This is a genomic window from Promicromonospora soli (assembly GCF_014653785.1).
Taxonomy (GTDB): domain Bacteria; phylum Actinomycetota; class Actinomycetes; order Actinomycetales; family Cellulomonadaceae; genus Promicromonospora; species Promicromonospora soli.
The window spans coordinates 285,730-309,839 of the sequence record NZ_BNAS01000005.1; the positions used below are offsets into that span (position 1 = coordinate 285,730).

Below are 24,110 nucleotides of genomic sequence, written 5' to 3' on the forward strand. Positions count from 1 at the left end.
GTCCGATGTTCCCCTTCGTTACCCGATGTTGCTTCCACGACGTGCCGTGACCGCGCTCCGGAGCATCTGTTCCACGGAGCGCACCTGTGTCATCACGTAGTCGACGCTGAGGTGGTGGTAGTCCCGGTAGACGGGGTGGCTCGTGTCCCCGACGCCGCAGGTCGTGTCGTCGCAGGTCTGCGACCAGACGCCGTCCCAGGTGGTGACACCGTACTTCGTCCAGATGCCGGCGCTGATGCCCGGCAGGTCACCGTTGGACCCCTCGGCCTCGGCGCGCGACATGCTGCAGTCGCCGAGCCCGACCCCCGGCCGGGTGAGGCATTCGAGCGGGTCGACGTCGAGCTGCGGGTTGTCGATGACCGCCACCACGGAGGGCGCGACGGCGGTGAGGTGCGCGAACAGCTTGTCGTTCGCAGTCGCCCAGGTGCTGCGCGCCTCGTCGTCGGTCATCCGGGTGCCGTCGGCGTTCTGCATCCGGTCGGCGTAGATCTGCGCCTGGCTGACGACCACGGCGTCGGGCCGCAGGTCGTCGACGACGCGGACGGACTCGGCCTGGTAGTCGCCGCACGGCCCGCGTTCCGCGGGCTGTTCCACCTTGATCTCGGCGGCGGGGCAGCCGTGCCGCCAGCGGACGGCGAGGCGCAGGCCGGCGTCGCGCGCCGCGGCGTCGAAGGCGGGGATCCACTGCATGGTGTGCGAGTCGCCGAGGAGCAGCACGGTGGTCGTTGCGGTGACGTCGCCCAGCAGGCAGAGCTCGGCGCCCGACGTCGTCCGGGTGGTCTCGGTGCACTCGTAGGGCTTCGGCTCGGCGCCGGCCTCGACCGCCGTGGCGTACGGCTCGCGCTGCAGCACTGCCCCGGTCGCGACGCGGGTGCCGACGGTGAGGCCGCCCACGGCGAGCCCGATCACCACGGTCACCGCGGCGGTACGCCGCCACGACTTCAGGGCGCCGCTGAACCGGATCGGGTTCTCGACCCAGCGGTAGGTCGCGACGGCTGCGCCGAGGGCGGCGAGCGAGGCGAGCACCTTGATCCAGATGGCGTCGTCCTGCACTGCTGCGGTGGTGAGCACCACGAACGGCCAGTGCCAGAGGTACCAGGAGTAGGAGACGTCGCCGAGGCGCTGCAGCACAGGCAGGTCGAGCACGCGGTCCACCCAGGTACCGGAACCCGAGACGCTGCCCGCGGCTAGCACGAGCAGCGCGCCGCCCACGGGCAGCAGGGCGACGGTGCCGGGGAACGGGTCGGTCTCGTGGACGAGCACGAACGAGAGCGCCAGCAGCACGAACCCCGCGGTGCCGAGCAGGGCCCGCAGCACGCCCGGTCGCAGGCGGGAGCGTTCGGCGAGCCGCCCCCACGGCAGCGTCGCGACGAGGGCAGCGCCCGCGAACTCCCAGGCGCGGGTGGGCAGCACGTAGAACGCCCAGTCGGGGACGGCCGCCGTCAGCCATACCGAGACCAGCAGAGACACCACGAAGGTGCCGGCGAACAGCAGCTGCAGCATGCGGCGGGCTGGGATGCGGGTGCGCCGCGCGATCGCGACCGCCAGCAGGATCAGCAGCGGCCAGAAGATGTAGAACTGCTCCTCGATGCCGAGCGACCAGGTGTGCAGGTAGGGGCTCGGGGTGACGGAGTCGGAGAAGTAGTCCTGCCCCTGGTACGGGAACAGCAGGTTGGAGACGAACAGCATGGCCGACGCGCCGTGCCACGCGAGGCGGCCCCAGACCAGCGGCGAGAGGATCAGGAGGCACGCGACGAGCGTGACCGAGACGACCAGCGCGAGCGCCGGCACCAGCCGCCGCATCCGGCGGGTCCAGAACTCGACGAGGTCGACGGTCCCGCTGCGGTCCACCTCGCGCAGCAGCAGCGAGCTGATGAGGTAGCCGGAGATCACGTAGAAGATGTCGACGCCGGTGAACCCGCCGGGGACCGCGATCCCCGCGTGGTAGACGACGACGGCGAGCACGGCGACCGCACGCAGCCCGTTGATGTCGGTGCGGAACGTGTGCCCGGCGCCCGGGGTGGCGGGTACCCCGTCCGCCCCTGGACCGCTGGGTTCGGCGGGCGATCCGGTGGATCGGTCGACGGCGGTTGTCGTCGCCTGCGCCATTTTTCTCCTGCGGTCGTTCCGGACGGGTGCGCGCCACACACCATAACGGGCACAACGGGTCAGGTTGCCCGCTTATCAAGGAGGGTCTGGGGAGAGTCAATCTAGGAACACGTGGGAGCAGACCAGCACAGGCGCGCCGGTGGTGCCGCCGTCGATCACGCACCCGATCGCGCTCCGCTGCAGCTCCGAGCTCACCAGGTTCTCCCAGTGCGACGGCGAGTCCAGCCACGCCTGCACCACATCCTGCGGCGGGTTCGCGGTGCGGCTGAGGTTCTCGGCCACGAGCCCGCCCGGGCAGCTCTCCCGCACAGGCGGCAGCGGCGCATGCACGAGCTCCGGCGCGCCGATCAGCTCCTCGGCGCGGTCCACCGCGACGGGCTCCAGGCAGTCTTCGTGCTCCAGCGCGGGCAGGCCGACCTGCGCGCGCGCCGCGTTCACGCCGTCCTCCAGGGCCGCCGCGTACTGCTCCGGATCGGCCAGGTCCACGTCGGCGGGCGCCGTCCACGTCGCCTCGGGAGTCGCCGTGACCTCCGGGCTGTCCGGCACCGCCGAGCAGGCCGTGAGCAGCGCTGCGGCCGGCACGAACGCCGCGGCGAGGCGAGTCGGGATGCGGAGCACGACGTCGATTCGACACCGCTCGCCCGCCATCCACAAGTCAGAGCCATGCACCGCCAGACCGCACAGAGGTGCGCCGCGTCTAGGCCAGGAACACGTGTGCGCAGATCATGACCGGCGCGGCGGGGTCGCCGCCATCCGGCACGCAGGCGATCGCGCCGCGCGTCAGGTCACCGTTCAGGATGTTGGCACGGTGCCCCTCTGAGTCCATCCAGCCCTGCGCCGCCTCCGCCGGGGACCACGCACCCTTGGCGAGGTTCTCCGCCACAGCCGTGGTGGGACAGGCTTCGAAGATCGGGTCGAGCGGCGCGTGCGCCAGCTCCTTTCCGATCAGCGCCCGGGCCCGCTCCAGCGCGACGTCGTAGGCGCAGTCGTCGTGCACCAGGGCCGGGAGGCCGTTCGCGGTGCGATGGCCGTTGACCTCCTCCTCCAACGCCTGGGCGTACTGCTCGGCGTCGGTCAGGTCCGCATCGGCGCCGCCGTCCCCGGAGCCCTCCCCCGTGCCGCCACCGGTTCCACCGGCGTCACCGCCGGAACTCCCACCGGAGTCGCCCGCCCCCGGCGTCGGCCGGTCCACGCCGCGCGACGCCGACTCGCTCGGCGCAGGCCGCACCTCTACCGCCGCGGACTCCTGGAGGTGCTCGCCGTGGATCGGCCCCACCGACGTGGGCTGCGCGGACGGTGCCCGCTCCGCCACCACCGACTGGCCCACGACGCCGGGCGCTACCCCCGGCGCGGGCGACGGTCCGGCGCCCGGGTCGAGGAGCCCGGCGCACGCCGTGAGGCACGCGCCCACCACCACGGCCAGCACAGCGCGGGCGACTGCCCTGCGCGGGGCGCGCCCCGGCTGGGCCGCGGACGACGTCGTGCAAGGCGCTGGGGACACAAGGCCGCACAATACCCGGCGATCACGACCGTGCGGAATGCGCCGAAAGGTTGACCGGGGCGCATGAGGACGGTCGGCGCGTTTCGCGATCCTGGGAATTCGGGCCTGATCTCGCAGGTGGGAGGTGCGCGGGCGGTCGGACGATTCAGGTCGCACGCTGCACATTCATCGCATATTTTTGCGGTGCACCAGCGATCCATTCCAGTCGACCAGCTTAGGTTGCCCATGTCCGGAACGAGTACGAGCAGCACGCCCTGGAACGACCGTCGCATTGTGTTCGTAGGCGGTCTTCATCGAAGCGGCACCGCCCTTGTTGCCCGTATTGTCGGTTCGAGCCCAGACGCCTCCGGACTGGCCGGCACCGGCGCGGTCATGGACGAGGGCCAGCGCATTCAAGACATTTCTATGGGCGGCCTGGGTAATACGTCCGAATGGTCGTTCCACCCGCGGGCGCACCTCACCGAAGAAGACGCGAAGTGCGCGCCCGACGCCGGAGCGCGGCTCTGGCAGAGCTGGGCGCCCTACTGGGACCTCGACCGCAAGGTGCTCGTCGAGAAGTCGCCGCCCAACCTGACGAAGATGCGCTACTTCCAGGAGATCTTCCCGAAGTCCCGCTTCATCGTGGTGACGCGGCACCCCGTGGTGCAGGCGCTGGCGGTGCGCAAGTGGGCCACCCCTACCCACGGGCGGTTCACGTACGGCTTCCCGCGGCTCATCGAGCACTGGGTGCACGCGCACGACGTGTTCGCGGAGGACGCGCTGCACATCGAGAACCTGCTCGTGCTCCGGTACGAGCACCTGATGCGGGACCCCGCGGAACAGCTAGGCCGCGTGGCCCGGTTCCTGGACATCGAGCTCGACGCCAACTCCGTCGACGCGGTCGGCGTCCGGCCCGGCAATCGCTACGCCGAGCTGTGGGAGACCGGCGGCCGCCGGCAGCTCGGGGGCCGCGTCCGGACCCACCTCGCGCGCCTCGGCTCGCGCCGGGGCACTCCTCGGGCGGACCTGCTCCGCGACGTCACCGACGCCGCGCTGCTCCCCCGCTACCGGAACGTGGTCAACGAGCACCTCGGGGACCGGATCCGCGCCCACGGTTACGACCTCGGCAGGCTGGACGAGGCGGCCCCGTGGGCCCCGGCACCGATAGGTGCGCCTGCGCCCCTGACGGCTGAGGCGTGATGACGGCCCGGCCGCGCGGGGTAGTCACGTAGCCGGCACCTCGCCCATCAGCGCAAGCATGTCCGCGGCCTCGGGATTCTCGAGCTCGATGTAGATGACGTAGGCGTGCTCGTAGTGAGACCGGGCCAGGTCTGGATCGCCCAGGGCGTGGTGCGCGTGGCCAATGCCGGCGTGGGCGCGGGCCTGCTGATCACGAGAACCCACCTGGATGGCGATGCCGAGCGCCTCGGTGTGCGATCGCAGGGCCTCGGCTGTGCTGCCGGCGAGCAGAGCAGCCTCACCCAGCCCGTTGAACGACCAGGCCTGGCCGCTGACGTCACCGGTCTCACGGCACACGACGAGCGCCTGCCCGAAGTACGACGCGGCCTCGTCCGGCTCCTCCAGGTAGAGGTGCAGCATGCCGAGCGAGTCCAGCACGTACGCCCGCATGGTCACGATGCCCAGGGCCTCGGCGGTCGCCAAGGACCGTCGCAGTCGCTCTGCGGCGGTCGTGTACTCCCCTCGCTCCAGCTCGGTGTTGGCGAGGTTGTTGAGCGCGATAGCCTCGCAGTACCGCGCGCCGATGTCCTGGAAGATCGCGAGCGCCTGCCGGCACGTCTCGTAGGCCGCGTCGATGTTCCCCAGCCCGGCCTCGACCCCAACGAGGTTGTTGCGCACCGATGCCTCAGCGAACCGGTCGCCGGCCCGCCGGGCCACGGCGAGCGCCCGGTAGTGGCCTTCCCGGGCGACCTTGTGGTCACCCCGCCGATGATCGATCGACGCCAGGTTGGTCAGCGTGTGCGCCTCACCCACCAGGTCTCCGCTCTGCTGGAACAGTGCGAGCGCCCGGTGGAAGTGTTCGAGGGCGGTCTCGTACCGGCCGGCCTGGGAGTGTCCGACACCAAGCTGGCGCAGGACCTGTGCCTGGCCGGCCAGATTGCCTGCCTCCTCGGCGGCGCGAAGGGCGTGCGCGTTGACGACGAACAGGTCGACCGGGTGCGCGCTGTTGACGTAGCGGTGCAGGATCAGGGCGAGCCCGACTACGTACCGGTCGTCGTGCCGGTCCGCAGCGTGCTCGGCGACCGCCGCGAGGCAGCCCCGCTCGGCCCGGAGCCACTCGCGCGCCGACGTCGGCTCCGAAAGATCGGGAAGCGGAGCGTCCGGCGTCCCGTCGGGCTGATACTGCACTTCGGCCGGGTACAAGGAGCTCACTGCGGCGTAGGCCGCGCCCTGGTAGTAGTCCAGGAGCCGTCGCTCCGCCGTCTGCCGCTCGTGCTCGGTGTCCAGTGCAGTCGCGAGGCGAGCTGCGTAGGCGCGCAGGAGGTCGTGCATTCCGTAGCGGCCGGCACCGGTCCGATGCAGCAGGTGGGCGCTGACGAGCGTCTCCAGGATCCGGCGGGCGCGGTTCGGCTCCAGGCCGGTCAGTGCGGCGGCCACGTAAGGGTCCAGGTCGGGGCCAGGATGCAGGCTCAGCCGCCGGAAGGTGTGTGCCGCCTGCTCGGGCAGGTGCTGGATCGACCAGGAGAAGACGGCGTGGACGGCCGCGTACGGGTCACCGCCGGGATCGAGCAGCTCAAGCCGCTCCTGCCGGTCGGCCAGCTCCGCCACCACATCGGCCAGCGACCGGTCCGGCCGGGGCGTCGCCAGCACTGCCGCGACCCGCAGTGCCAGCGGAAGCCGGGCGCACTGCTCGGCGAGCGTCGCGGCCGCGGCCCGCTCGGTGACCACCCGGTCGCCGATCAGCCGGTGCAGCAGGTCGACCGCCTCGGCGGCCGGCAGCAGGTCGAGACCGACCTGGTGGGCACCATGGACGGCGAACAGCCCAGCCAGGCTGTCCCGGCTGGTGACCAGGACCAACGACGTGCCGCTCCCGGGGAGCAGGGGCCGCACCTGGGCCACGCTGCCTGCGTTGTCCAGCACGATCAGCATCCTGCGCTCGGCCAGCTCACTGCGGTACCTGGCCGCTCGCTCGTCGCTGTCCAGGGGGATGTCCCGCTCCGCGACGCCTAGCGCTGCCAGGAACCGGGCGAGCGCGTCGGCCGGCCGCATCGGCTGGTCCGGGTCGTAGCCGCGCAGGTTCACGTACAGCTGGCCGTCCGGAAACTGATCGGCGACCTGGTGCGCCCAATGGACCGCGAGCGCGGTCTTGCCCACGCCGGCTGTGCCGCTGATCGCGGTGACCACGACCTCCCGCCTTCCACGATCGGCTGATGCGTCGGACAGCAGCTCGTCGAGGCGCCGCATCTCGTCTGCTCGTCCGGTAAAGCCCGCCGCGTCGAGGGGCAGTTGCGCCGGCCGCCGGGACCGTTCAACCGCAACGGGGACGCCTTCCGCCGCATCGCCGCCTGCCGCGCCGTCAACTTCCGAGCTGCCCGGATCGTACGAGGCAGGCCCGGGGACTTCGGTCGGCGCGGCAAGCTCGTCGTCGTGCCGCAGGATCCGCTGGTACAGCTCGCGGAGCGTCGGTCCGGGGTCGCTGCCGAGCTCATCGGCCAGCCGCTCCTGGACCAGGCGATAGTGCGCCAGGGCGTCGGCCTGCCGGTCGCAGCGGTACAGCGCGAGCATCAGCTGACCGGCCAGGCGTTCGTCGAGCGGATGGGCCCGCGCGGCGGTACCCACCTCGGGGAGAAGGCCCGCGTGCTCTCCCGACCGCAGCAACAGGTCGTTGTGGTCGAGGACGGCGGCAAGGCGCTCCGCCTCGAGCCTGACTGCCACGGACCGCAGCCAGTCGCTGTCCAGGTCGGCGAACGGCCGGCCCTGCCACAGGCCCATTGCTTCCTGCCACAGAGCGCCGGCGTGGTCGTCGTCGGCCCCCCTGGCCTGCGCGACGAGCGCACGGAAGCGCTGCAGGTCCACTGCGGACTCGTCCGCTTCCAGCACGTAGCCGCCGGAGCGGCGCTCCAGGAGCGGCCCGCCCTCGTCGCCGAGCACGCTCCGTAGCCGAGACACGTAGCTGTGCAATGTCTGCCGGGCGCTGCGCGGGGGCGTCGTTCCCCACACCCGGTCGACGAGCTGTTCCACCGAGACGTGCACGCCCGGCTCGATCAGCAGCGCCGCCAGCACGGCCCGTTGACGAGCCGAGCCGAGCGGGACCTGACCGCGCTCGCTCCGGGCCGAGACGTGACCGAGCAGTTGAAACCAGACCATGTCCGCCCCTACCTCCGCGTCGAGCCGCCGAAGGCAAGAGAGTAGGCGGTGCGCCGGGTGATACATGGGCCTGGCTCGGCTCGCGGGACGTCGGTCCAGGACGCTGAAGGTGCTCGAACAGCTGACCCGCAACGCGGGCGGCGTCGTCACCTGACAGACCCGAAGGGCCCGGCGAGCTCATGGTGGCGAGTGCGGGGTCGTGGACGGGTCCAGAAAGCGTGGTGTCACGCAGCTGGCACGTCGCCCATCAGCTCGAACATCTCCGCGGCATCGGGCATGTCGAGGTCGGTGTAGATGACGTACGCGTTCTCGTAGTGGCTCCGGGCCTGGTCCGGGTCGCCCAGGCCGCGGTGCGCGTGGCCGATGCCGGCATGGGCACGGGCCTGCTGGTGGCGGAGGCCGACGTCGGTGGCGATCCCGAGCGCCTCCGTGTGGAACCTCAGAGCGGAAGCGGAGCTGCCGGCAAGCTGGGCGGCCTCGCCGAGTCCGTTGATGGACCAGACCTGGCTGCTTCGGTCACCGATCTCGCGACTGTGGGTCAGCGCCCGCCGGAAGCATTCGGTCGCCTGATCGGGCTCCTCCAGGCGGAGGTGCAACATGCCGAGCGTGTCCAGGACGGTCGCCTTCATGACCGCGATGTCCAGCGTTTCGGCGACGGTCAGGGATCGACGTAGGTGCTCGATCGCGGCGACGTGCTGCCCCCGGCTCATCTCGACGTTCGCGAGATTGTGAAGAGCGACGGCCTCGTCGTACAGAGTACCGAGATCCCGGAAGATCACGAGGGCCTGCTGGCAGGCGTCGTAGGACGTGGCGTCATGCCCAAGCCTTCCCTCGACCGCCGCGAGGTTGGTGAGCGCAACCGCCTCGATGAACCGATCGCCGGCCTGCCGGGCCAGGGCGATCGCCCGATTGTGGCCTTCCAGGGCCGTCGTGGGGTCACCGCGCTGATAGTCCACATTTCCGCGGTAGATCCGTGTGAGGGCCTCTCCCATCGTGTCACCGGTCTGCCGGAACAGGGCGAGCGAACGGTTGTAGTGCTCGACGGCCAGCTCGTACCGGCTGACCCGCACGTACCCCACGCCGAGCTGGCGCAGCACGTGGGCTTGTCCGTTCAGGTCGCCCGCGCGCTCGGCGACACGCAGGGCATGAGTGTTGATCGCGATCAGGTCGACGGTGTGGCTGCTGCTGAGGTAGCGGTGCAGCAACCGGGCGAGCCCGACCACGTACCCGGACCGTTGGTGGGCGGCAGGGTGCTCGACGATCGCGAGCAGGCAGGAGCGTTCGGCCTGCAGCCAGTCGCGCGCACGGCTCGGCACGGCCAGGTCGGGTGTCGGCGTCAGCAGCTCGGTGGCATCCGGCCGGTAGTGCACCGAGGCCGGGTACAGGGTGTCCACCGCGGCGAAGACCGAGGCCTGGTAGTAGGTGAAGAGCCGATCCTCCGCCGTGTCTCGGTCATCGCCGGTGTCCTCCGTGGCTGCCAGTCGAGCGGCGTAGGCGCGCAGCAGGTCGTGCATGCCGTATCGACCGTGGTCCGCCCGGTGGAGCAGGTGGGCGCTGACAAGTAGTTCCAGTGCGCGGCGAGCAGGCGCCACATCGGTGCCCGTCAGTGCTGCCGCCCCATACGGGTCCACGTCGGGTCCCGGGTGCAGGCCGAGCCGTCGGAACATGCGTGCCGCCTGCTCAGGGAGATGCTGGATCGACCACGAGAAGACCGCCTGGACGGCTGCGTAGGGGTCGCCGCCTGGGTCGAGCAGCTCGAGCCGCTCCTGCCGGTCGGCCAGCTCAGCCACGACGTCGGCCAGAGGCCGGTCCGGCTGGGAGGTCGCCAGCACCGCTGCGACCCGGAGGGCCAGGGGAAGGCGAGCACACTGCTCGGCGAGCAGCTCAGCGGCCACCGGATCGGCGTCGACCCGCTCGCCGATCAGCCGCCGTAGCAGGCCGGCGGCGTCCGCGGTAGGGAGCAGGTCGAGGTCGATCCGGTGGGCACCGTGCACCGCGACCAGCCCGGCCAGGCTGTCCCGGCTGGTGACCACGACCGTCGAGGCACCGCTCCCGGGCAGCAGCGGTCGCACCTGGGCCACACTGCCCGCGTTGTCCAGCACGATCAGCATGCGGCGGTCGGCGAGCTCACTCCGGTACCGGGCGGCCCGCTCGTCGTCGTCCAGGGGGATGTCGCGCTCCGGGACGCCGAGCGCCGCGAGGAAGCGGGCCAGCGCATCGGCCGGTCGCATCGGCTGCTCCGGGTCGTAGCCACGGAGGTTGACGTAGAGCTGCCCGTCGGGGAAATCGTCGGCGACCTGGTGCGCCCAGTGCACCGCGAGCGCAGTCTTGCCGACACCCGCTGTCCCCCGGATCGCGGTGATCACCACGGTCCGCCCTGCGCGGCCGTCGTCAGCGCCGGGCACCAGCAGCTCGTCCAGGCGTCGCAGATCACCGGAACGCCCGGTGAACCCCGTCACGTCGAGGGGTAGCTGTGCGGGGCGGGCCAGCTTGTCGGCCGCGACGTCGGCCGCCGGGCGTGACGGCGAGGCGGGCGACGGGGCGCTCCGGTCCGTGTTCGGTGCGCCGTCCGGCGCGGCCTGCTCGGCGTCGTGCCGGAGGATGCGCTGGTGCAGCTCGCGCAGCTCAGGACCGGGATCGCTGCCGAGCTCGTCGGCCAGGCGCTCCTGGAGCAGCCGGTAGTGGGCCAGCGCGTCGGACTGCCGTCCGCACCGGTACAGAGCGAGCATCACCTGCCCGGCGAGGCGTTCGTCAAGCGGGTGAGTCTCCGCTGCGGCGGTCACACCGGGCAACAGGCGCGCGTGCTGTCCAGAGCTCAGCAGCAGGTCGTTGTGGTCGAGGACGGCCGCCAGGTGCTCTGCCTCGAGCCTGACCGCCGTCGACCGCAGCCAGTCGCTGTCCAGGTCGGCGAACGGCCGGCCCCGCCACAGGCCCATCGCTTCCTGCCACAGTGCGCCGGCCGCATCGCCGTCCGCTCGCCTGGCCTGCGCGACGAGCGTACGGAAGCGCTGCAGATCCACCGTGGAATCGTCCGCTTCCAGGACGTAACCGCCGGAGCGGCGCTCCAGGAGCGGCCCGTCGTGGTCGTCGAGCACGCTCCGGAGCCGAGACACGTAGCTGTGCAACGTCTGCCGGGCGCTGCGTGGCGGCGTCGTGCCCCATACCCGGTCGACGAGCTGATCGAGCGAGACGTGCGTGCCAGGCTCGACCAGCAGCGCCGCCAGCACCGCTCGCTGCCGGGCCGAGCCGAGTGGAACCTCACCGCCTTCGCTCCGGGCCGAGACGTGGCCGAGCAGTTGAAACCAGACCATGTCCGCCCATACCTCCGCGTCGAGCCGTCGAAGGCAAGAGTAGGCGGTGCGCAGGGCGATATGCGGGCGTGGTCCGGACGGGCAGTGTGTGGGCAGGTGCGTCTCAGGGGCGGCCCCGCTCGGGCACCCGGTAGAAGACGAACCAGAGAATGCCGCTCGCCACGACGGCCGCGATCCCCGGCAGGTACCAGAGCTCGCCGAAAGAGACGTCCAGCGCGCGGCCGCCGACCGAGACCGTCAGGAAGACGAGCGCCAGTGCGAGGGCCGCGGAAAGGACCGGCACCAACGACCAGCACAGTGCCAGCACCGCCCTGCGGGCGGGCGAGAAGCCCACATCGACCAGGGTTCTGCGGGTGAGCCGCTGCGCAAGGACGGCCAGCCCGCCCCCGAGAAGGAGCACCGTTCCCGCGGCGACTGCCCCGACCACGCTCACGACGTCGGCCTGCGTGCGCATCCGGTCGTACCCCGTCCGGCTCGTCCCGTCGGCCAGCTCCGCGCCCGGCGCGAGGCGAAGCACCCCGGCGCGGAGCGCGTACCGGTCCTCGGGAGAGAGCCGGTGGAAGTCGGTGAGCATCACCTCGCTCATCCCGCTGGGTTCCAGGTTGTACTCCTGGGCGACCGAGCCGTCGGCGGGTACCACGAGCCCGGGCAGGTTGCCGCCGAGCCCCGCCCCCGGCCCGGCGTCGGTCGTCCCGGTACGGGTGATCGACCCGGTATCGCGCGAGAACCAGATGAGCCCGACGGCGTCGTCCGCCACCAGCCCGCCCTCCGCCTGCGGATCAGATCCGGGCGGGCCCAGGAGAACCGTGTTGATCGGCGCCACGACCGGCGAGTCATAACACCGTGGGGGTACCTCGGTGATCGTCGTCACGCCCGAGTCGATCATGCATCGAAGCGTGCCGGGCGACGAGACACGGAGGTTCCCGTCCGTGGCATCGGGGATCTCGTAGGCGACGACGTCATGCCCGCCGAGGTCGCCGTAGAGCCCCCGCAGTGCGGGGATCGCCGTGTCGGGCATCGAGCTGATCACGAAGGATCCGGCGGGCACGGGTAGCGGCGACATGGACTCGCCCCGGTTCGCGTCGCGGGTCGTCTGCGCCGACCAGAGGCCGGTGGCAAGGACGAGGGTCGCCACGACTGCGGCGGGCACCCACATCGCTCGCGCGAAACCGGAGAACAGCGACCGTATGGCGCCCGGAAACGCGCGCCCGAGCAGGGCCCCGAAGATGATCGGCGCCGAGAGCAGCACGACGGCCGCACCGATCGGCGCGAGCCGCGCCGTGGGATCGTCGACCACCGCGAAGCTCGCGCGCAGGGCGATCAACCACACGATCGCTCCGGCGACGGCGACCGCTCCGGCGACCGGGACGAGCCACCGGCGTCGGGCTCTGGTGGGTCGGGGGCGCCAGGACCACAGCCTGGGCAGGTAGCGCGCGACGGGGACGCTCAGGGCCGCGGCCAGCATCACCGTTCCGACGACGAGGGCGACCTGCGACCACGGAGTGACCACGTGGCCCCAGCTCTGGCCGAGCCATGCGGAGACTTCTGTCCTGGCCAGCCGGATTCCCGCCAGCACGGCCCAGAAACCCGCGATCACGCCGAGGAGAACCGACCCAAGACTGGTCCACAGGATGTGTCGCCACGCGCTGCGGGGCGTGAGCCCGGCGGCGACGAGTGTCCCGGCGTCCGACGTCCAGGTGCGCGCCAGCGCGGCGACCAGGGAAAGGAAGAGAATTCCGCCGAGGATCCCCGCACCTGCCGGAACGTATGCCAGCGCCCTGAGGAGCTGCGGGGAGTTGACCTCCGCGCCGAACAGGAGCCATTCGACGGGCTGATACGTCGCGGAGCGCCGGTCGAGCGCCAGCCGCAGCTCCGGATAGGTGTAGAAGTCCGCGTTGCTCAGCCAGCGGGTCGGGTGGAATGACGGCGAGTCGTGAACGACCCTGATGATCGTGCTGTCCGCGACGTGGGCCGGGTCGCGGACGTATCCCACGACCAGCCCCGCTGCCTCGTCGTCGTCCGACCGGACCGAAACGGTGTCGCCGATGGCCACGCCGAGCGCCTCGGCCACGGGCTCGGAGATCGACAGCTCGCCTGGCTCGTCCGGGTGTTCTCCGGCGCTCAGCACTCCGAGCTGAAGCTGGGGGTCCGTCGTCGTCCGAACCGCCACCGGTGCCGAGGCATCCCCGGACGCGACCTCGCCCACACCGTCCTGGACCGGGCCGACCTCGGGCAGGCCGTCTAGGTGGTCGATTACTTCCGGATTGTTCGTCTGGAGGGCGAACGTGCGCTGGCTGAGCTCCGCGCGGAGCGATTCGGCGGCGGCCGCCGCTGCGCTGGCGCGAACGGTGGCCGGGCCGACCACCGCGGCTGCGAGCAGAAAGCCCAGCAGCGCGAAGACCAGAACCTGGACGCCACGATGCCGCACGTAGGCGACGACCAACCGAGCACCCGAGACCCGCCCGCTCATGCGGCTGCCACGAGGAGACCCGCGCCCAGGTTGATCCGCTGGTCCATCCGCTCGGCCACGCTCAGGTCGTGAGTGGCGACGATCACTGTCAGGTCGTCGCTCTGCCCGAGCTCCAGGAGTACATCGGTGATCCGTGCGGTGTTGTCGGCGTCCAGGGCGCCCGTCGGCTCGTCGGCCACGAGCACCGGGCTCTCGACCGCGAGCGCTCGGGCGATGGCCACCCGCTGTTGCTCGCCGCTCGACATCGAGCCCGGCAGCCGGTCGGCCATCGACGACGGCAGCCCGACGCGTGCCAGCGCCGCCTCGATCTGGTCCGTCGAGCTTTTCGCTCCGCGGGCCTCGACGGCCAGACTCAGGTTCTGCGCGACCGTCAGGAACGGCACCAGCCGGTAGTCCTGGTAAATGACCGAGACCCGTGGGTCACCGGCCGAGAACCACGACGCCCGGCCGACCGGCTCTCCGTCGATCTCCACGGTCCCGGCCGTCGGGTTCTGCAGGCCGGCGACCAGTCTCAGGAGGGTGCTCTTTCCGCTGCCGCTCGGGCCGGTCACCGCCGTCGTTCCGGTGTGGAACGTATGAGACACATCGTCGAGCGGCATTATCTTGTCGCCGTATTCGACGGATACGCAGCTGAGCGAGATCATTGGACTCCAATACGTTTCGTCAGGGACAGCCCCGGCTGTGGCCGAAATCCCTCATGGACCGGTTTCGTCCGGCACCCTTGCGGGAACAGCACGAGCCCGTGGGGGCCTTTGTGACAAGGCCCCCACGGTTAGTGCACGAGATCAGCGACTCGCGACCTGGTAGTCGTCGCTGCAGCCCGCGTAGCATGTGACCCAGACTGAGTAGTAGGACTTGTTCTCGGTCGTGAAGTAGTCGCTGAACTTGTCCTTAGCGGCGTCACGAACCAACTGAGCGCGCACCTTGTGGTTGCTGTTGATCTCCGTACAGGCAGCCCCAGCACGGAACGAGTCGAGTCCGTGGTCGTTCACCTTCTGGCCCCGCCAGCTGTTGCAGGAGGTGGCGGACGCCGGCGCGGCCGCCACCGCGACGCCGGCGCTGAGCACCAGGAGACCAGCGACCATCACTGATCCGAGCTTCTGTGCGATTGCCCTGTTCTTGAGCACTGTGAGTCCTCTCTTGTCTTCCTGAACGAACATTGGAAGTGCGACACCGATTGGCGCCAGCACCAAACGTAGGCTGGAGCGATTGCAAGAAACATGTGCACGGCTTGCAGAACTTGACTCGAAAGGCTGCCCGGCAAACCAACCGTGGAGGGTCTTGGCGACAAGACCCTCCACGGACGATGCTTATGGTCAGCGGGTTCCGACCTCGTAGTCGTCGTCACAACCCAGGTAGCAAGTGGTCCAGACCGTGTGGTATGTCTTGTTCTCGGTCGTGAACCAGGAGCTCTCGTTGTCCGTTCCACCGTCGCGAATCAGCTGGGCGCGGACCTTATGGTTGCCGTTGATGTCCGAGCAGGATGCGCCGGCACGGAACCCGTCGAGCGCGTTGGGACGGTCCTCCCGGTCCAGGTGGCTGCTGCAGCTGGTGGCGGACGCTGGCGCGGCCGCCATCGTGACGCCGGCCGTGAGCACCATGAGACCGGCGAACATCACCGACCCGAGCTTCTGGGCGATTGTCCTGTTCTTGAGCACTGTGAATCCTCTCTTGTCTTCCTGAACGAACATTGGAAGTGCGACACCGATTGGCGCCAGCACCAAACGTAGGCTGGAGCGATTGCAAGAAACATGTGCACGGCTTGCAATGTCATTGATTCGAAGAATCGACGGAAGCCGGACGGGTACAGCAGAGTTACGCCTGGAGGGCTTGACGCGAGGAATCCGGGCGCGATTCGGCCTGTGCGGGAACAGACCGTCCGTTGATCAGAGTTGCCTGACCTGGAGAGAGGCGTCGCAGCCCGCAGGGCAGGTAGCCCAGTCCGTGTAGTAGGCCTTGTTCTCGATCGTGATCCAGGGGCTGTAGTAGTCCGAGGCTGATTCACGATCCAACACAACGCGCACCCTGACGTTGCTGTCGATGTCCGTGCAGACAGCTGCGGCACGGAACTGGTTCAACCCAGCGACCTCCTTCTCGGCCAACCAAGCGTTGCAGCTGGTGGCGGCGGACGCCGGTGCAGCACCCACCGCGACGCCGGCTGTGAGCACCATGAGGCCGGCGAACATCACCGATCCGAGTTTCTCGGCGATTGTCCTATTTTTGAGCACAGTGAGTCCTTTCTGTCGTTCCTGACCGGACATTGGTAGTGCGCCGCCATCAGCGCCGATATCTACCGTACTCAGGCACGATTGCAAGGAACTTGTGCGCGGCTTGCAGATCCGTTGATTCGAGAAGGAACAGGAGGCGGCGGGCAATCCACCGTTCGGCTACCTCGCCGGACAGTGGCTGCCGTCACCTGACGGACCGGTCACGCGACCGGCACGTCCCCCATCAGCTCAAGCATCTCTACGGCGTCGGGCATGCCGAGCTCGGTGTAGATGAGGTAGGCCTGCTCGTAGTGGGCACGAGCCCAGCCCGCGCCGCCCAGGGCGCGGTGCGCGTGGCCGATGCCGGCGTGGGCGCGGGCCTGCTGGTGCCGTGACCCGCCCACGGTGGCGATGGCGAGTGCTTCGGTGTGGAAGCTCAGGGCGGCGGCCGGGTCGCCGGTGACCCGGGCGACCTCGCCGAGGCCGTTCACCGGCCAGGCCAGCTCGCCCTGGTCACCGACCTGCCGGTAGTGGGCGAGCGCCTGCTGGAAGCACTCACGGGCCGACTCTGGCTCACCCATGCGCAGGTGCAGGACACCGAGGGTGTCGAGAGTGTGGGCCCTGTTCATCATGCTGCCCAGCTCCTCGATGATCGTCAGGGAGTGGCGCACGTGGTCGATGGCCTGCGGGTACCGCTTCAGCTCCAGCTCGGCGTTGGCAAGGTTGTTCAGGACGACCGCCTCGGAGTTCCGGGCGCCGACATCCCGCATGATCGCGAGAGCTTGCTGCTCGGTCTCTGCCGCCCCGGCGTAGTTGCCCATCCGTTCCTCGACCAGGCCGAGGTTGGTCATCGCGGAAGCCTCACAGAAGCGGTTGCCGGCCTGCCGTGCCAGAGCGATCGCCTCGCGGTGATCGTCGAGCGCGTCGTCGTACTTGCCGAGCCGGGACTTGATGACTCCCCGTCCACTCAGCACGAGAGCCTCACCCACCGGATCGTCGCTCTGGCGGAACAGAGCCAATGCCCGCTCGAGGTGATCGGTGGCTGTCTCGTACCTGCTCACCCGGGTGTATCCGATGCCGAGCCCGCGGAGCGCGTAAGCCTGGCCGATCCGGTCGCCTGTGCGTTCGGCGGCACGCAGGGCATGTCCGTTGATGGTGATCAGGTGCGTGAGGTCGCTGTCGCCCAGGTGGCGGTGCAAGATCCGTGCGAGTCCTACCACGTAGCCGGTCTGCTGGTGGTCGGCGGCATGCTCCGCGATCGCGACCACGCAGAACCGTTCGGCCTCGAGCCATCCATGTGCGCTGTCCGGCCTGGACAGATCGGGGATCGGGACACCGGACATGGTGACATCGGGCCGATGGAACGCCTCCCCCGGGTACAGGGTGTCCATCGCGGCGACCACTCCGGCCTGGTAGTAGGCGAGAAGCCGTTGCGCTGCCGCCTCCCGGTCCTCGTCGGTGTCCTCGGTGCCGGTCAGGCGGGTGGCGTACGCACGCAGCAGGTCGTGCATGCCGTACCGGCCCGGACCGGTGCGGTGCAGCAGGTGCGCGCTGACGAACGACTCGAGGACCCGGCGCGCCGCGTTCGGCGCGAGACCGGTCAGGGCCGCCGCCACGTACTGGTCCAGGTCCGGTCCCGGGTGCAGGCCCAGCCGCCGGAACGTGCGAGCGGCCTGCTCGGGCAGGTGCTGGATCGACCACGAGAGCACGGCATGCACGGCCGCGTACGGGTCGCCACCGGCGTCGAGCAGCTCGAGCCGCTCCTGCCGGTCGCCCAGCTCGGCCACGACCTCGGCCAGGGGCAGGTCCGGCTGCGAGGTCGCCCGCATGGCGGCGACCCGAAGCGCCAGCGGGAGCCGGGCGCACTGCTCGGCGAGCGTCGCGGCCGCCTCGGGCTCCGCTACGACGCGTGGCCCGATCAGCCGGTGCAGCAGGTCCACCGCGTCGGCCGCCGGGAACAGGTCGAGATCGACCTGGTGGGCGCCGTGTACCGCGACGAGGCCGGACAGGCTGTCCCTGCTGGTCACCACGACGGTCGACGAGCCGCTCCCGGGCAGCAACGGCCGCACCTGAGCCACGCTGCCAGCGTTGTCCAGCACGATGAGCATCCGGCGCCCGGCCAGCTCGCTCCGGTACCGGGCGGCCTGCTCGTCGCTGTCCAGCGGGATGTCCCGTTCCCCGACGCCCAGCGCGACCAAGAACCGGGCGAGCGCGTCGGTGGGCCGCATAGGCTGCTCCGGGTCGTAGCCACGGAGGTTGACGTAGAGCTGCCCGTCCGGGAACCGGTCCGCGACCCGATGAGCCCAGTGCACCGCGAGCGCCGTCTTGCCGACCCCGGCCGTGCCGCGGATCGCGGTGATCACCACGGTCCGGGTCGCCGGGTCGTTCGAGACGTCGGGCAGCAGCGCGTCGAGGCGCCGCAGGTCGTCGTCACGCCCGGTGAACCCGGCGACGTCGAGAGGCAGCTGCGCCGGTCGGTGCCGCGACTTGACCGGACCAGGAGGCGCGTCTGCCGAGGCACTGCCCGCCGCGCTGTCAGTGTGCGAGCCGGTGGAGCTGTCCGGAGCGGCCACCGAGACGGTCGTCGGCACGGCCAGCTCCGGATCGTGCCGCAGGATTCGCTGATGCAGGTCGGAGAGCGCCGGACGGGGATCACTGCCGAGCTCGTCGGCCAGGCGTTCCTGGACCAGCCGGAAGTGCGCCAGCGCGTCGGACTGCCGTCCGCATCGGTACAGGGCGACCATGAGCTGCCCGGCCAGCCGTTCGTCGAGCGGGTGCGCCTCCGCGGCGGCGGCCACCTCGGGCAGAAGCCGCGCGTGTTCTCCGCGCCGCAGCAGCAGGTCGTAGTAGTCGAGGCAGCCCGCTTGCCGTTCGGCCGCGAGCGTCACGGCGAGGGAGTGCAGCCAGTCGCTGTCCAGGTCGGCGAACGGCACGCCCTGCCAGAGGGCCATGGCGTCCTGCCACAGGGAGCCGGCGGTGTGGTCGTCGGCGCACCGGGCCTGCGCGACCAGGGCGCGGAAGCGGTGGAGATCAACCGCGGCGGCGTCGACGTCGAGCACGTAACCGCCGGACCTGCGGGTCGGCGCTGGGCCGCCCACGTCGTCGAGCACGGACCGCAGCCGCGAGATGTAGCTGTGCAGGGTCTGCCGCGCACTGCGCGGCGCCGTCGTGCCCCACACCCGCTCGACCAGCTGGTCGAGCGAGACCGGCACGCCCGGCTCGACCAGCAGCGCCGCCAGGACGGCCCGCTGACGCGCCGTACCGAGCGGGACCGGCCCGCGCTCGCTCTGCGCAGCAACATAACCGAGCAGTTGGAACCGGACCATCGTCTCCCCCTGCCTCGGCGTAGAGCCCCGGAGGCAGACAGTAATCGGACGGTGGACGAGGCCGTACAGCAAATGCGGCGTCGTGCAAAGGGTCGCGGTTGAACTCCCTGAAGGGGTATGCCGTCCACCTGGGCACACGGTCGACGGCGGACCAGGACAGGCTTGCCCGACGACAACGGCGTCAGACGTACGGGTCACCCGAGTGACCCGTACGTCTGACACGCCGATCCGTCAGTGCAGGAAGTAGACGCCGCAGTCTTTCGCGTTGACCCACCTGTGGGAGCTGATCGTGTTCGCCGCGGGAGCGCCGCCGGGCCCGGCTTCCAGGCGGTCGTCGAGGAGGTTGCTGACGTAGTACTCGGACTTCTTGATGCAGCTCCAGTTCCCGCCGAAGTGTGCGTGGTCGAACACCTGGACAGCCAGGCCGGAGGTGCCCTTGTGCAGCAGCGACTCCGCCTTGTCCCCGTCGCCCTGCTGGAACGCGCCGGTCCGGTCGTTCCAGTCCACGTCGTTGCCCACATCGGCGCCCAGGGTGCGGCCGCAGTTGGTTGCGTCGTACGCGAAGAAGTAGCCCGACTTCGCGGCGTCCCACGCGTTGTCACAGGCTGTCGACGCCTGAACGCTCATGGGGAACAACGCCCCAGTGGCCACGAGACCGAGCGTCGCGAGCAGGACTGAGATCTTGCGCATGATTGCTCCCTCTTGGGTTGGGTGATTGCGGATCTAGAGCCGCTGGACGGTCAGGACCGAAACCGTCAGCTCAGGAACGCGCCGTAGCAGTAGGCCTCGGACACCCACTCGTGGGAGCTGATCGAGTCCCACGCGCGAAACTTGTCAGTCCCACCCGTCAGGTAGTTGTCGTGGAGGTCGCTGACATACTTCTCGTCCTTCGTGATGCATCCGAAGTTGCCTCGGTAGTTGGCATCGCTCCACACCCTGACGGCCAGCCCGGAGTTGCCCTTGTGCAGGAGCGAGCTTGCCTTGTCGTTGTCGCTGCCCTGGAAGCTGCCGACCGAGTCCGCCCAGTTCGGGTCGTCGTCTGCGTCCGAGCCCAGAACGCCGGCGCAGTGGATGTCCTCGAAGGCGCCGAAGCGGCCGGGCGTCGCGGCGTTCCACGCGGTGTCACAGGCCGCGGAAGCCTGAGCGCTCGCGACCGGGAACAACGCCCCCGTGACCACGAGGCCGAGCGTTGCAAGCAGGATTGAGATCTTGCGCATGACGTGCTCCTTGACTAGTTGGATGGTGCCGGTTCAGCGGCCAGGATCTCCCTGGCTTGCTCCACGGCCGCGTGCTGCAGCCGTTGGTATGTGATGACGTCGTCGCGGTACTGCCACAGCCGGCCGCGGTACTCGCTCTCCAGGTCGCGCGTCGTGCTGACGAGCGAGGTCTCCCGGGTGGCGCAGATCGCCTCGGCGACCGCCAGTTCCTGTTCGACGTCAAGAGCCTTCTCGTCGCTCAGCCCGTCGGTCAGGCGGGGCAGGTCCTCGCGGATCGCGGGCGGGTCGGGGTAGTCGTGGCCGCGCTCGCGCATGCACTCCGACCACGCCGCGAGCACCGTCTCGAAGCGCTCGTCCGCGACGAGGTCGTCCGCGTAGAGGCCAACGAGGTTGGCGGCGACCTTCTCGGCCTGAAACCAGGCGGCGAAGTCCCCGTAGAGCTCACCCTTCGCGTGCGCCACACAGCTGTCGGCCGGCGTCTGGATGGCGCCACCCATGGGCAGTTCCGCCGTCAGCATGTCTGCGGACGCATCACCGTCCAGGGCTTTGGAGTAGCGCAGGCGCTCCGCCTTCGGCAGCGCGTTGGCATAGGCATTGTTGGTGTCGTCCTGCAGGATCGCCACCAACCGATCCTGCAGCTCCGTGCCGTAGCCGTGCTCGCGCGCCCAGCCGACGTCATCGAGTACATAGCCAGAGCCCTGACGTTCTTCAACGCCGGCGACCGGTACCGGCCTGTACCGGAAGCCCTCGGCTGCCATGCAGTCCTCGATCAGGAGCTCACGGGCCTTGTCCACCAGCACCTGCTCGGCATCGGTCACCGCCCGTTCTGTCGCGGCGGTGTCAGCCTGTGCTGCGTCGACACGAGCGGCGTCGGCTTCCGAGACCGGGCCCGCCGCCGCCGTCGTGCAACCCACCACGGTCACCGAGGCGACAGCCGCCGCACAGGCGGCGAGAAAGACTCGCTTCATTCGGATCACCTCCTCCACGGACCGGGTCTGACGTTCGCCCCCTGGGGGAGAGGGGGCGAACGTCGACGCTCACCGCCCGGGGGACGGGCGTGAACGCGGCGCCCAGCGGCGCCGAGAACCAACGTAGGGAGGTGTCCTTGCAGGAAACTTGTAGGCGCCTTGCAGCCCGTCAGCGATCAAGACGAAGAGGTCCCCTCGCGGGCCCGCCGGCACTTCCTCCATCCGGGCACGCAAGCCCCGGTCCGGGGTCACCTCATCAACGGTGCGGGCAGCGCGGACGTTGCCGTCCCGGGTTCAGGTAGGGCTGCGGGCACCTCTTCCGATCCAGGTGTGAGCGCCCGCTGTACCGCCGCCAGGAGGTACGGGCCAAGGGTCCGGGCCCAGGTCGCGGTGACGTGCCCGCCCGCATCTCGGTAGACGACGACGTTCCCGACCACCGAAGGGCAGTACCCGTCAACGCAGTAGTAGCGGGTCAGGTCCACCAACCCGACGCCGTCGACTGACCGCCCCGCCTCTGCCACCGGGTCCGGCGTGTCGAAGGCGTTGGCCTGCCGGGTCCCGCAGCCGTCGGCGACGTCGAACCAAACTCGGCCGACGCATTCGACAGCGTCACGGTTCGCCTCGGGGTTGTCGGCGACCACCACCACCCCGATCCCCTCGGCCACGGCCTCCCTCATCACCTCCGCGTGGTCCGCCGCCACCGTGGTGGTCCCGCGCCGGGAGGTTGTCAGGATCAAGTCGAACTCGCCCGAGGTCACCCGGTCCTGGATCGCGGGCAGAGCGTCTCTGCAGTTGCGCACCTCCGGCCCTGGCAGGAACCAACGGCAGCCCCATCCGACGAACGTCGTCACCCGCCAGTTCAGCCGCTCGAGGTGCGGTTCCAACGCCGGGACCAGCTGGGCGGCGTGGCTGTCGCCCACGAGCGCCACCCGGTACGCGTCCGGCGCCTCGCTGCCCAGGTCGCACGTACGCAGCGCCTCCGACGCCGCCATGAAGCAGGCGAACGCCTCACCTGTGTCCGGGAGCGCGGCTCGCGGAAGCGGCGTCACCGCAGAGCCCGCGTTCACACCGGCGCACTCGTGCGCTGGATCGAGGGCCGCCGCGCCAAAACAGTCTCCAGGTTCGGCCGCCGTCCGGCCGACGCTGACCACCGGCGCCACCTCATGCTCCGCGGGCTGCACGGCCCGGGCACCGGCATCTGCCACGACCGCGACCAGCACCACCGCGACGGCCAGCCCGACTGGGCGGTACCACCCCAGGGCAAGTCCCGAGGGCCGTATCCGAACGCCGTCCGCCCGGCGCGCCCACCTGAACCAGCCCGCTCGCCGTGTCGGCTGTTCAAGCCAGCGGTACGACGCCGCGGACAGCGCGACGGTCCCCCCAAGTGCCACCGCCATGTACAGCGCGCTCCCGCGCGGCAGAAGACTCACCAGAAGCACCGCCACCGGCCAGTGCCACAGGTACAAGCTGTACGAGATCTCGCCCACGTAGACCGACACCCGATTGGTCAGCACCGGGACCGCGATCGGGCCGCCCTCGCCTGCGGCAATCACCAGGGCGGTGGCTGCCACCGGCAGCAGCGCCCAGGGCGCAGGGAAGCCCGCGCCTTCCGGTACCAGCAGCACAGCCGCCACGATCCCCCCGAGCCCTGACCATGCCAGCACCGCCCGGACGGGGCGAGACACGAACCGCAGCCGAGGGGCCATGACGGCGACCAGCCCGCCAAGCCCGAGCTCCCACGCCCTCGAGAAGGTAGAAAAGTACGCAACCTTCGCCACGGCGGACGTCTCTTGCAATGCCCAGGCGAACGAAACCACCGTGATGAGGCCGACCGCGACACCGGCGACCAGCCGCACGTGCTCACGCCGCCAGCGGAGGAACCGCACACCGAGCAGCAGGAGGCCGAGCAGCAACCACGGCCAGACCATGTAGAACTGCTCCTCGACCGCCAGTGACCAGTAGTGCTGGAGGGGCGACGGCGGCTTGTCGAGCTGGAAGTAGTCGGTACCGATCCGGGCGAACTGCCAGTTCGACAGGAACACCCCCGCCGCGGCGGCGTCGACCACGACGTCGCGGATCCGCCCCTGGATCAGGACGTAGGACGCACAGACGGTCACGAAGAGCACGGTGACCGCCACCGGCACGATCCGCTTGATCCGGCGCACATAGAAACCGGTGAACGATACGGTGCCGGTGCGCTCGTACTCGCGCAGTAGCAGGCCGGTGATGAGATAGCCGGAAACCACGAAGAACACGTCCACACCCACGAAACCGCTGGGCGGCCGTCCGATGACGTGGTCCGCGACCACGGCAAGCACTGCCACCGCACGTAGTCCCTGGATGTCCGGGCGGAAGGCGGCCGCCCTCACCCCGCGCATCGCCCTCCGGTCCTGCGACTGATGGGCGGGCAGCAAGGCTTGTGGCATATGGGAGTCCTGAGTGCTCTGTCCAGAGCCGGGTCCGGTCGCCGTTCGGTGAACATCGTGATTTCCTGGGCTAAATTTCCAAGCCCAACGATCGGCCATAGCGAGTAATGCCGCACCCGGAGAGATCGATCATGGAGACATTTGCCTGGAATCCCCGGCACAACAGGCTTCCCCGCCCTTTCCGGGATCGGTTCATCGGTCCACGGACGAACAATTTCGGCGACCTCCTGGGTCCCCTTATCGTCCAGGGGATCTGCGACCGTGAGGACC

General features: G+C 70.0%; 16 protein-coding genes. 1 reads left to right on the forward strand and 15 read right to left on the reverse strand.

Going from position 1 to position 24,110, the window contains the following annotated elements:
* Nucleotides 1–18 precede the first annotated feature (18 nt).
* The 3 genes from IE250_RS17475 to IE250_RS17485 all read right to left on the reverse strand — a co-directional run bounded on the left by IE250_RS17475 (nt 19) and on the right by IE250_RS17485 (nt 3,610).
* Complete coding sequence (locus tag IE250_RS17475) at nt 19–2,109, reverse strand: acyltransferase family protein (RefSeq protein WP_189670557.1); 2,091 nt, start codon at nt 2,107–2,109, stop codon at nt 19–21.
* Between the two features lie 96 nt (nt 2,110–2,205).
* Nucleotides 2,206–2,727: a CAP domain-containing protein gene (locus IE250_RS17480; RefSeq protein ID WP_189670558.1), complete on the reverse strand. Its 522-nt coding sequence runs from the start codon at nt 2,725–2,727 to the stop codon at nt 2,206–2,208.
* 79 nt (nt 2,728–2,806) lie between these two features.
* Nucleotides 2,807–3,610, reverse strand: a complete 804-nt coding sequence (locus IE250_RS17485) for a CAP domain-containing protein (protein ID WP_189670559.1) — start codon at nt 3,608–3,610, stop codon at nt 2,807–2,809.
* 225 nt (nt 3,611–3,835) lie between these two features.
* Here IE250_RS17485 and IE250_RS17490 point away from each other — a divergent pair, with 225 nt between their 5' ends.
* On the forward strand, nt 3,836–4,789 hold the full coding sequence (locus IE250_RS17490; RefSeq protein WP_189670560.1) for a sulfotransferase family protein: 954 nt from the start codon (nt 3,836–3,838) through the stop codon (nt 4,787–4,789).
* A gap of 24 nt (nt 4,790–4,813) precedes the next feature.
* On the opposite strand, the gene IE250_RS17495 is transcribed toward IE250_RS17490, so the two are convergent.
* From IE250_RS17495 to IE250_RS17550, 12 genes are all read right to left on the reverse strand, one after another.
* A complete protein-coding gene (locus IE250_RS17495; RefSeq protein WP_189670561.1) occupies nt 4,814–7,915 on the reverse strand; it encodes an AfsR/SARP family transcriptional regulator in 3,102 nt (1,033 codons plus the stop codon).
* Nucleotides 7,916–8,139: 224 nt separating this feature from the next.
* Nucleotides 8,140–11,226 carry an AfsR/SARP family transcriptional regulator gene (locus tag IE250_RS17500; protein ID WP_189670562.1) on the reverse strand — a complete coding sequence of 1,029 codons (3,087 nt, stop codon included), beginning with the start codon at nt 11,224–11,226 and terminating at the stop codon, nt 8,140–8,142.
* A gap of 103 nt (nt 11,227–11,329) precedes the next feature.
* Nucleotides 11,330–13,696 carry a hypothetical protein gene (locus IE250_RS17505; protein WP_189670563.1) on the reverse strand — a complete coding sequence of 789 codons (2,367 nt, stop codon included), beginning with the start codon at nt 13,694–13,696 and terminating at the stop codon, nt 11,330–11,332.
* Entirely contained in the window at nt 13,693–14,280 is a 588-nt protein-coding gene (locus IE250_RS17510; protein WP_189670564.1) for an ATP-binding cassette domain-containing protein, read from the reverse strand. The genes IE250_RS17505 and IE250_RS17510 overlap by 4 nt, the downstream gene beginning before the upstream one ends.
* A 201-nt stretch (nt 14,281–14,481) precedes the next feature.
* On the reverse strand, nt 14,482–14,823 hold the full coding sequence (locus IE250_RS17515; protein ID WP_189670565.1) for a hypothetical protein: 342 nt from the start codon (nt 14,821–14,823) through the stop codon (nt 14,482–14,484).
* Nucleotides 14,824–15,012: 189 nt separating this feature from the next.
* Nucleotides 15,013–15,354 (reverse strand): hypothetical protein, encoded by a 342-nt coding sequence (locus tag IE250_RS17520; protein WP_189670566.1) that lies wholly within the window; start codon nt 15,352–15,354, stop codon nt 15,013–15,015.
* Between the two features lie 228 nt (nt 15,355–15,582).
* Nucleotides 15,583–15,957 (reverse strand): hypothetical protein, encoded by a 375-nt coding sequence (locus IE250_RS17525; protein ID WP_189670567.1) that lies wholly within the window; start codon nt 15,955–15,957, stop codon nt 15,583–15,585.
* A gap of 167 nt (nt 15,958–16,124) precedes the next feature.
* Nucleotides 16,125–19,229: an AfsR/SARP family transcriptional regulator gene (locus IE250_RS17530; RefSeq protein ID WP_189670568.1), complete on the reverse strand. Its 3,105-nt coding sequence runs from the start codon at nt 19,227–19,229 to the stop codon at nt 16,125–16,127.
* A gap of 231 nt (nt 19,230–19,460) precedes the next feature.
* Complete coding sequence (locus IE250_RS17535) at nt 19,461–19,919, reverse strand: hypothetical protein (protein ID WP_189670569.1); 459 nt, start codon at nt 19,917–19,919, stop codon at nt 19,461–19,463.
* A 65-nt stretch (nt 19,920–19,984) separates the two neighbouring features.
* Nucleotides 19,985–20,446 carry a hypothetical protein gene (locus tag IE250_RS17540; protein ID WP_189670570.1) on the reverse strand — a complete coding sequence of 154 codons (462 nt, stop codon included), beginning with the start codon at nt 20,444–20,446 and terminating at the stop codon, nt 19,985–19,987.
* A gap of 14 nt (nt 20,447–20,460) precedes the next feature.
* Nucleotides 20,461–21,432, reverse strand: coding sequence for a hypothetical protein (locus tag IE250_RS17545; protein WP_189670571.1), 972 nt, complete (start codon nt 21,430–21,432; stop codon nt 20,461–20,463).
* Nucleotides 21,433–21,662: 230 nt separating this feature from the next.
* Nucleotides 21,663–23,840, reverse strand: coding sequence for an acyltransferase family protein (locus tag IE250_RS17550; RefSeq protein ID WP_189670572.1), 2,178 nt, complete (start codon nt 23,838–23,840; stop codon nt 21,663–21,665).
* Nucleotides 23,841–24,110: the final 270 nt, after the last annotated feature.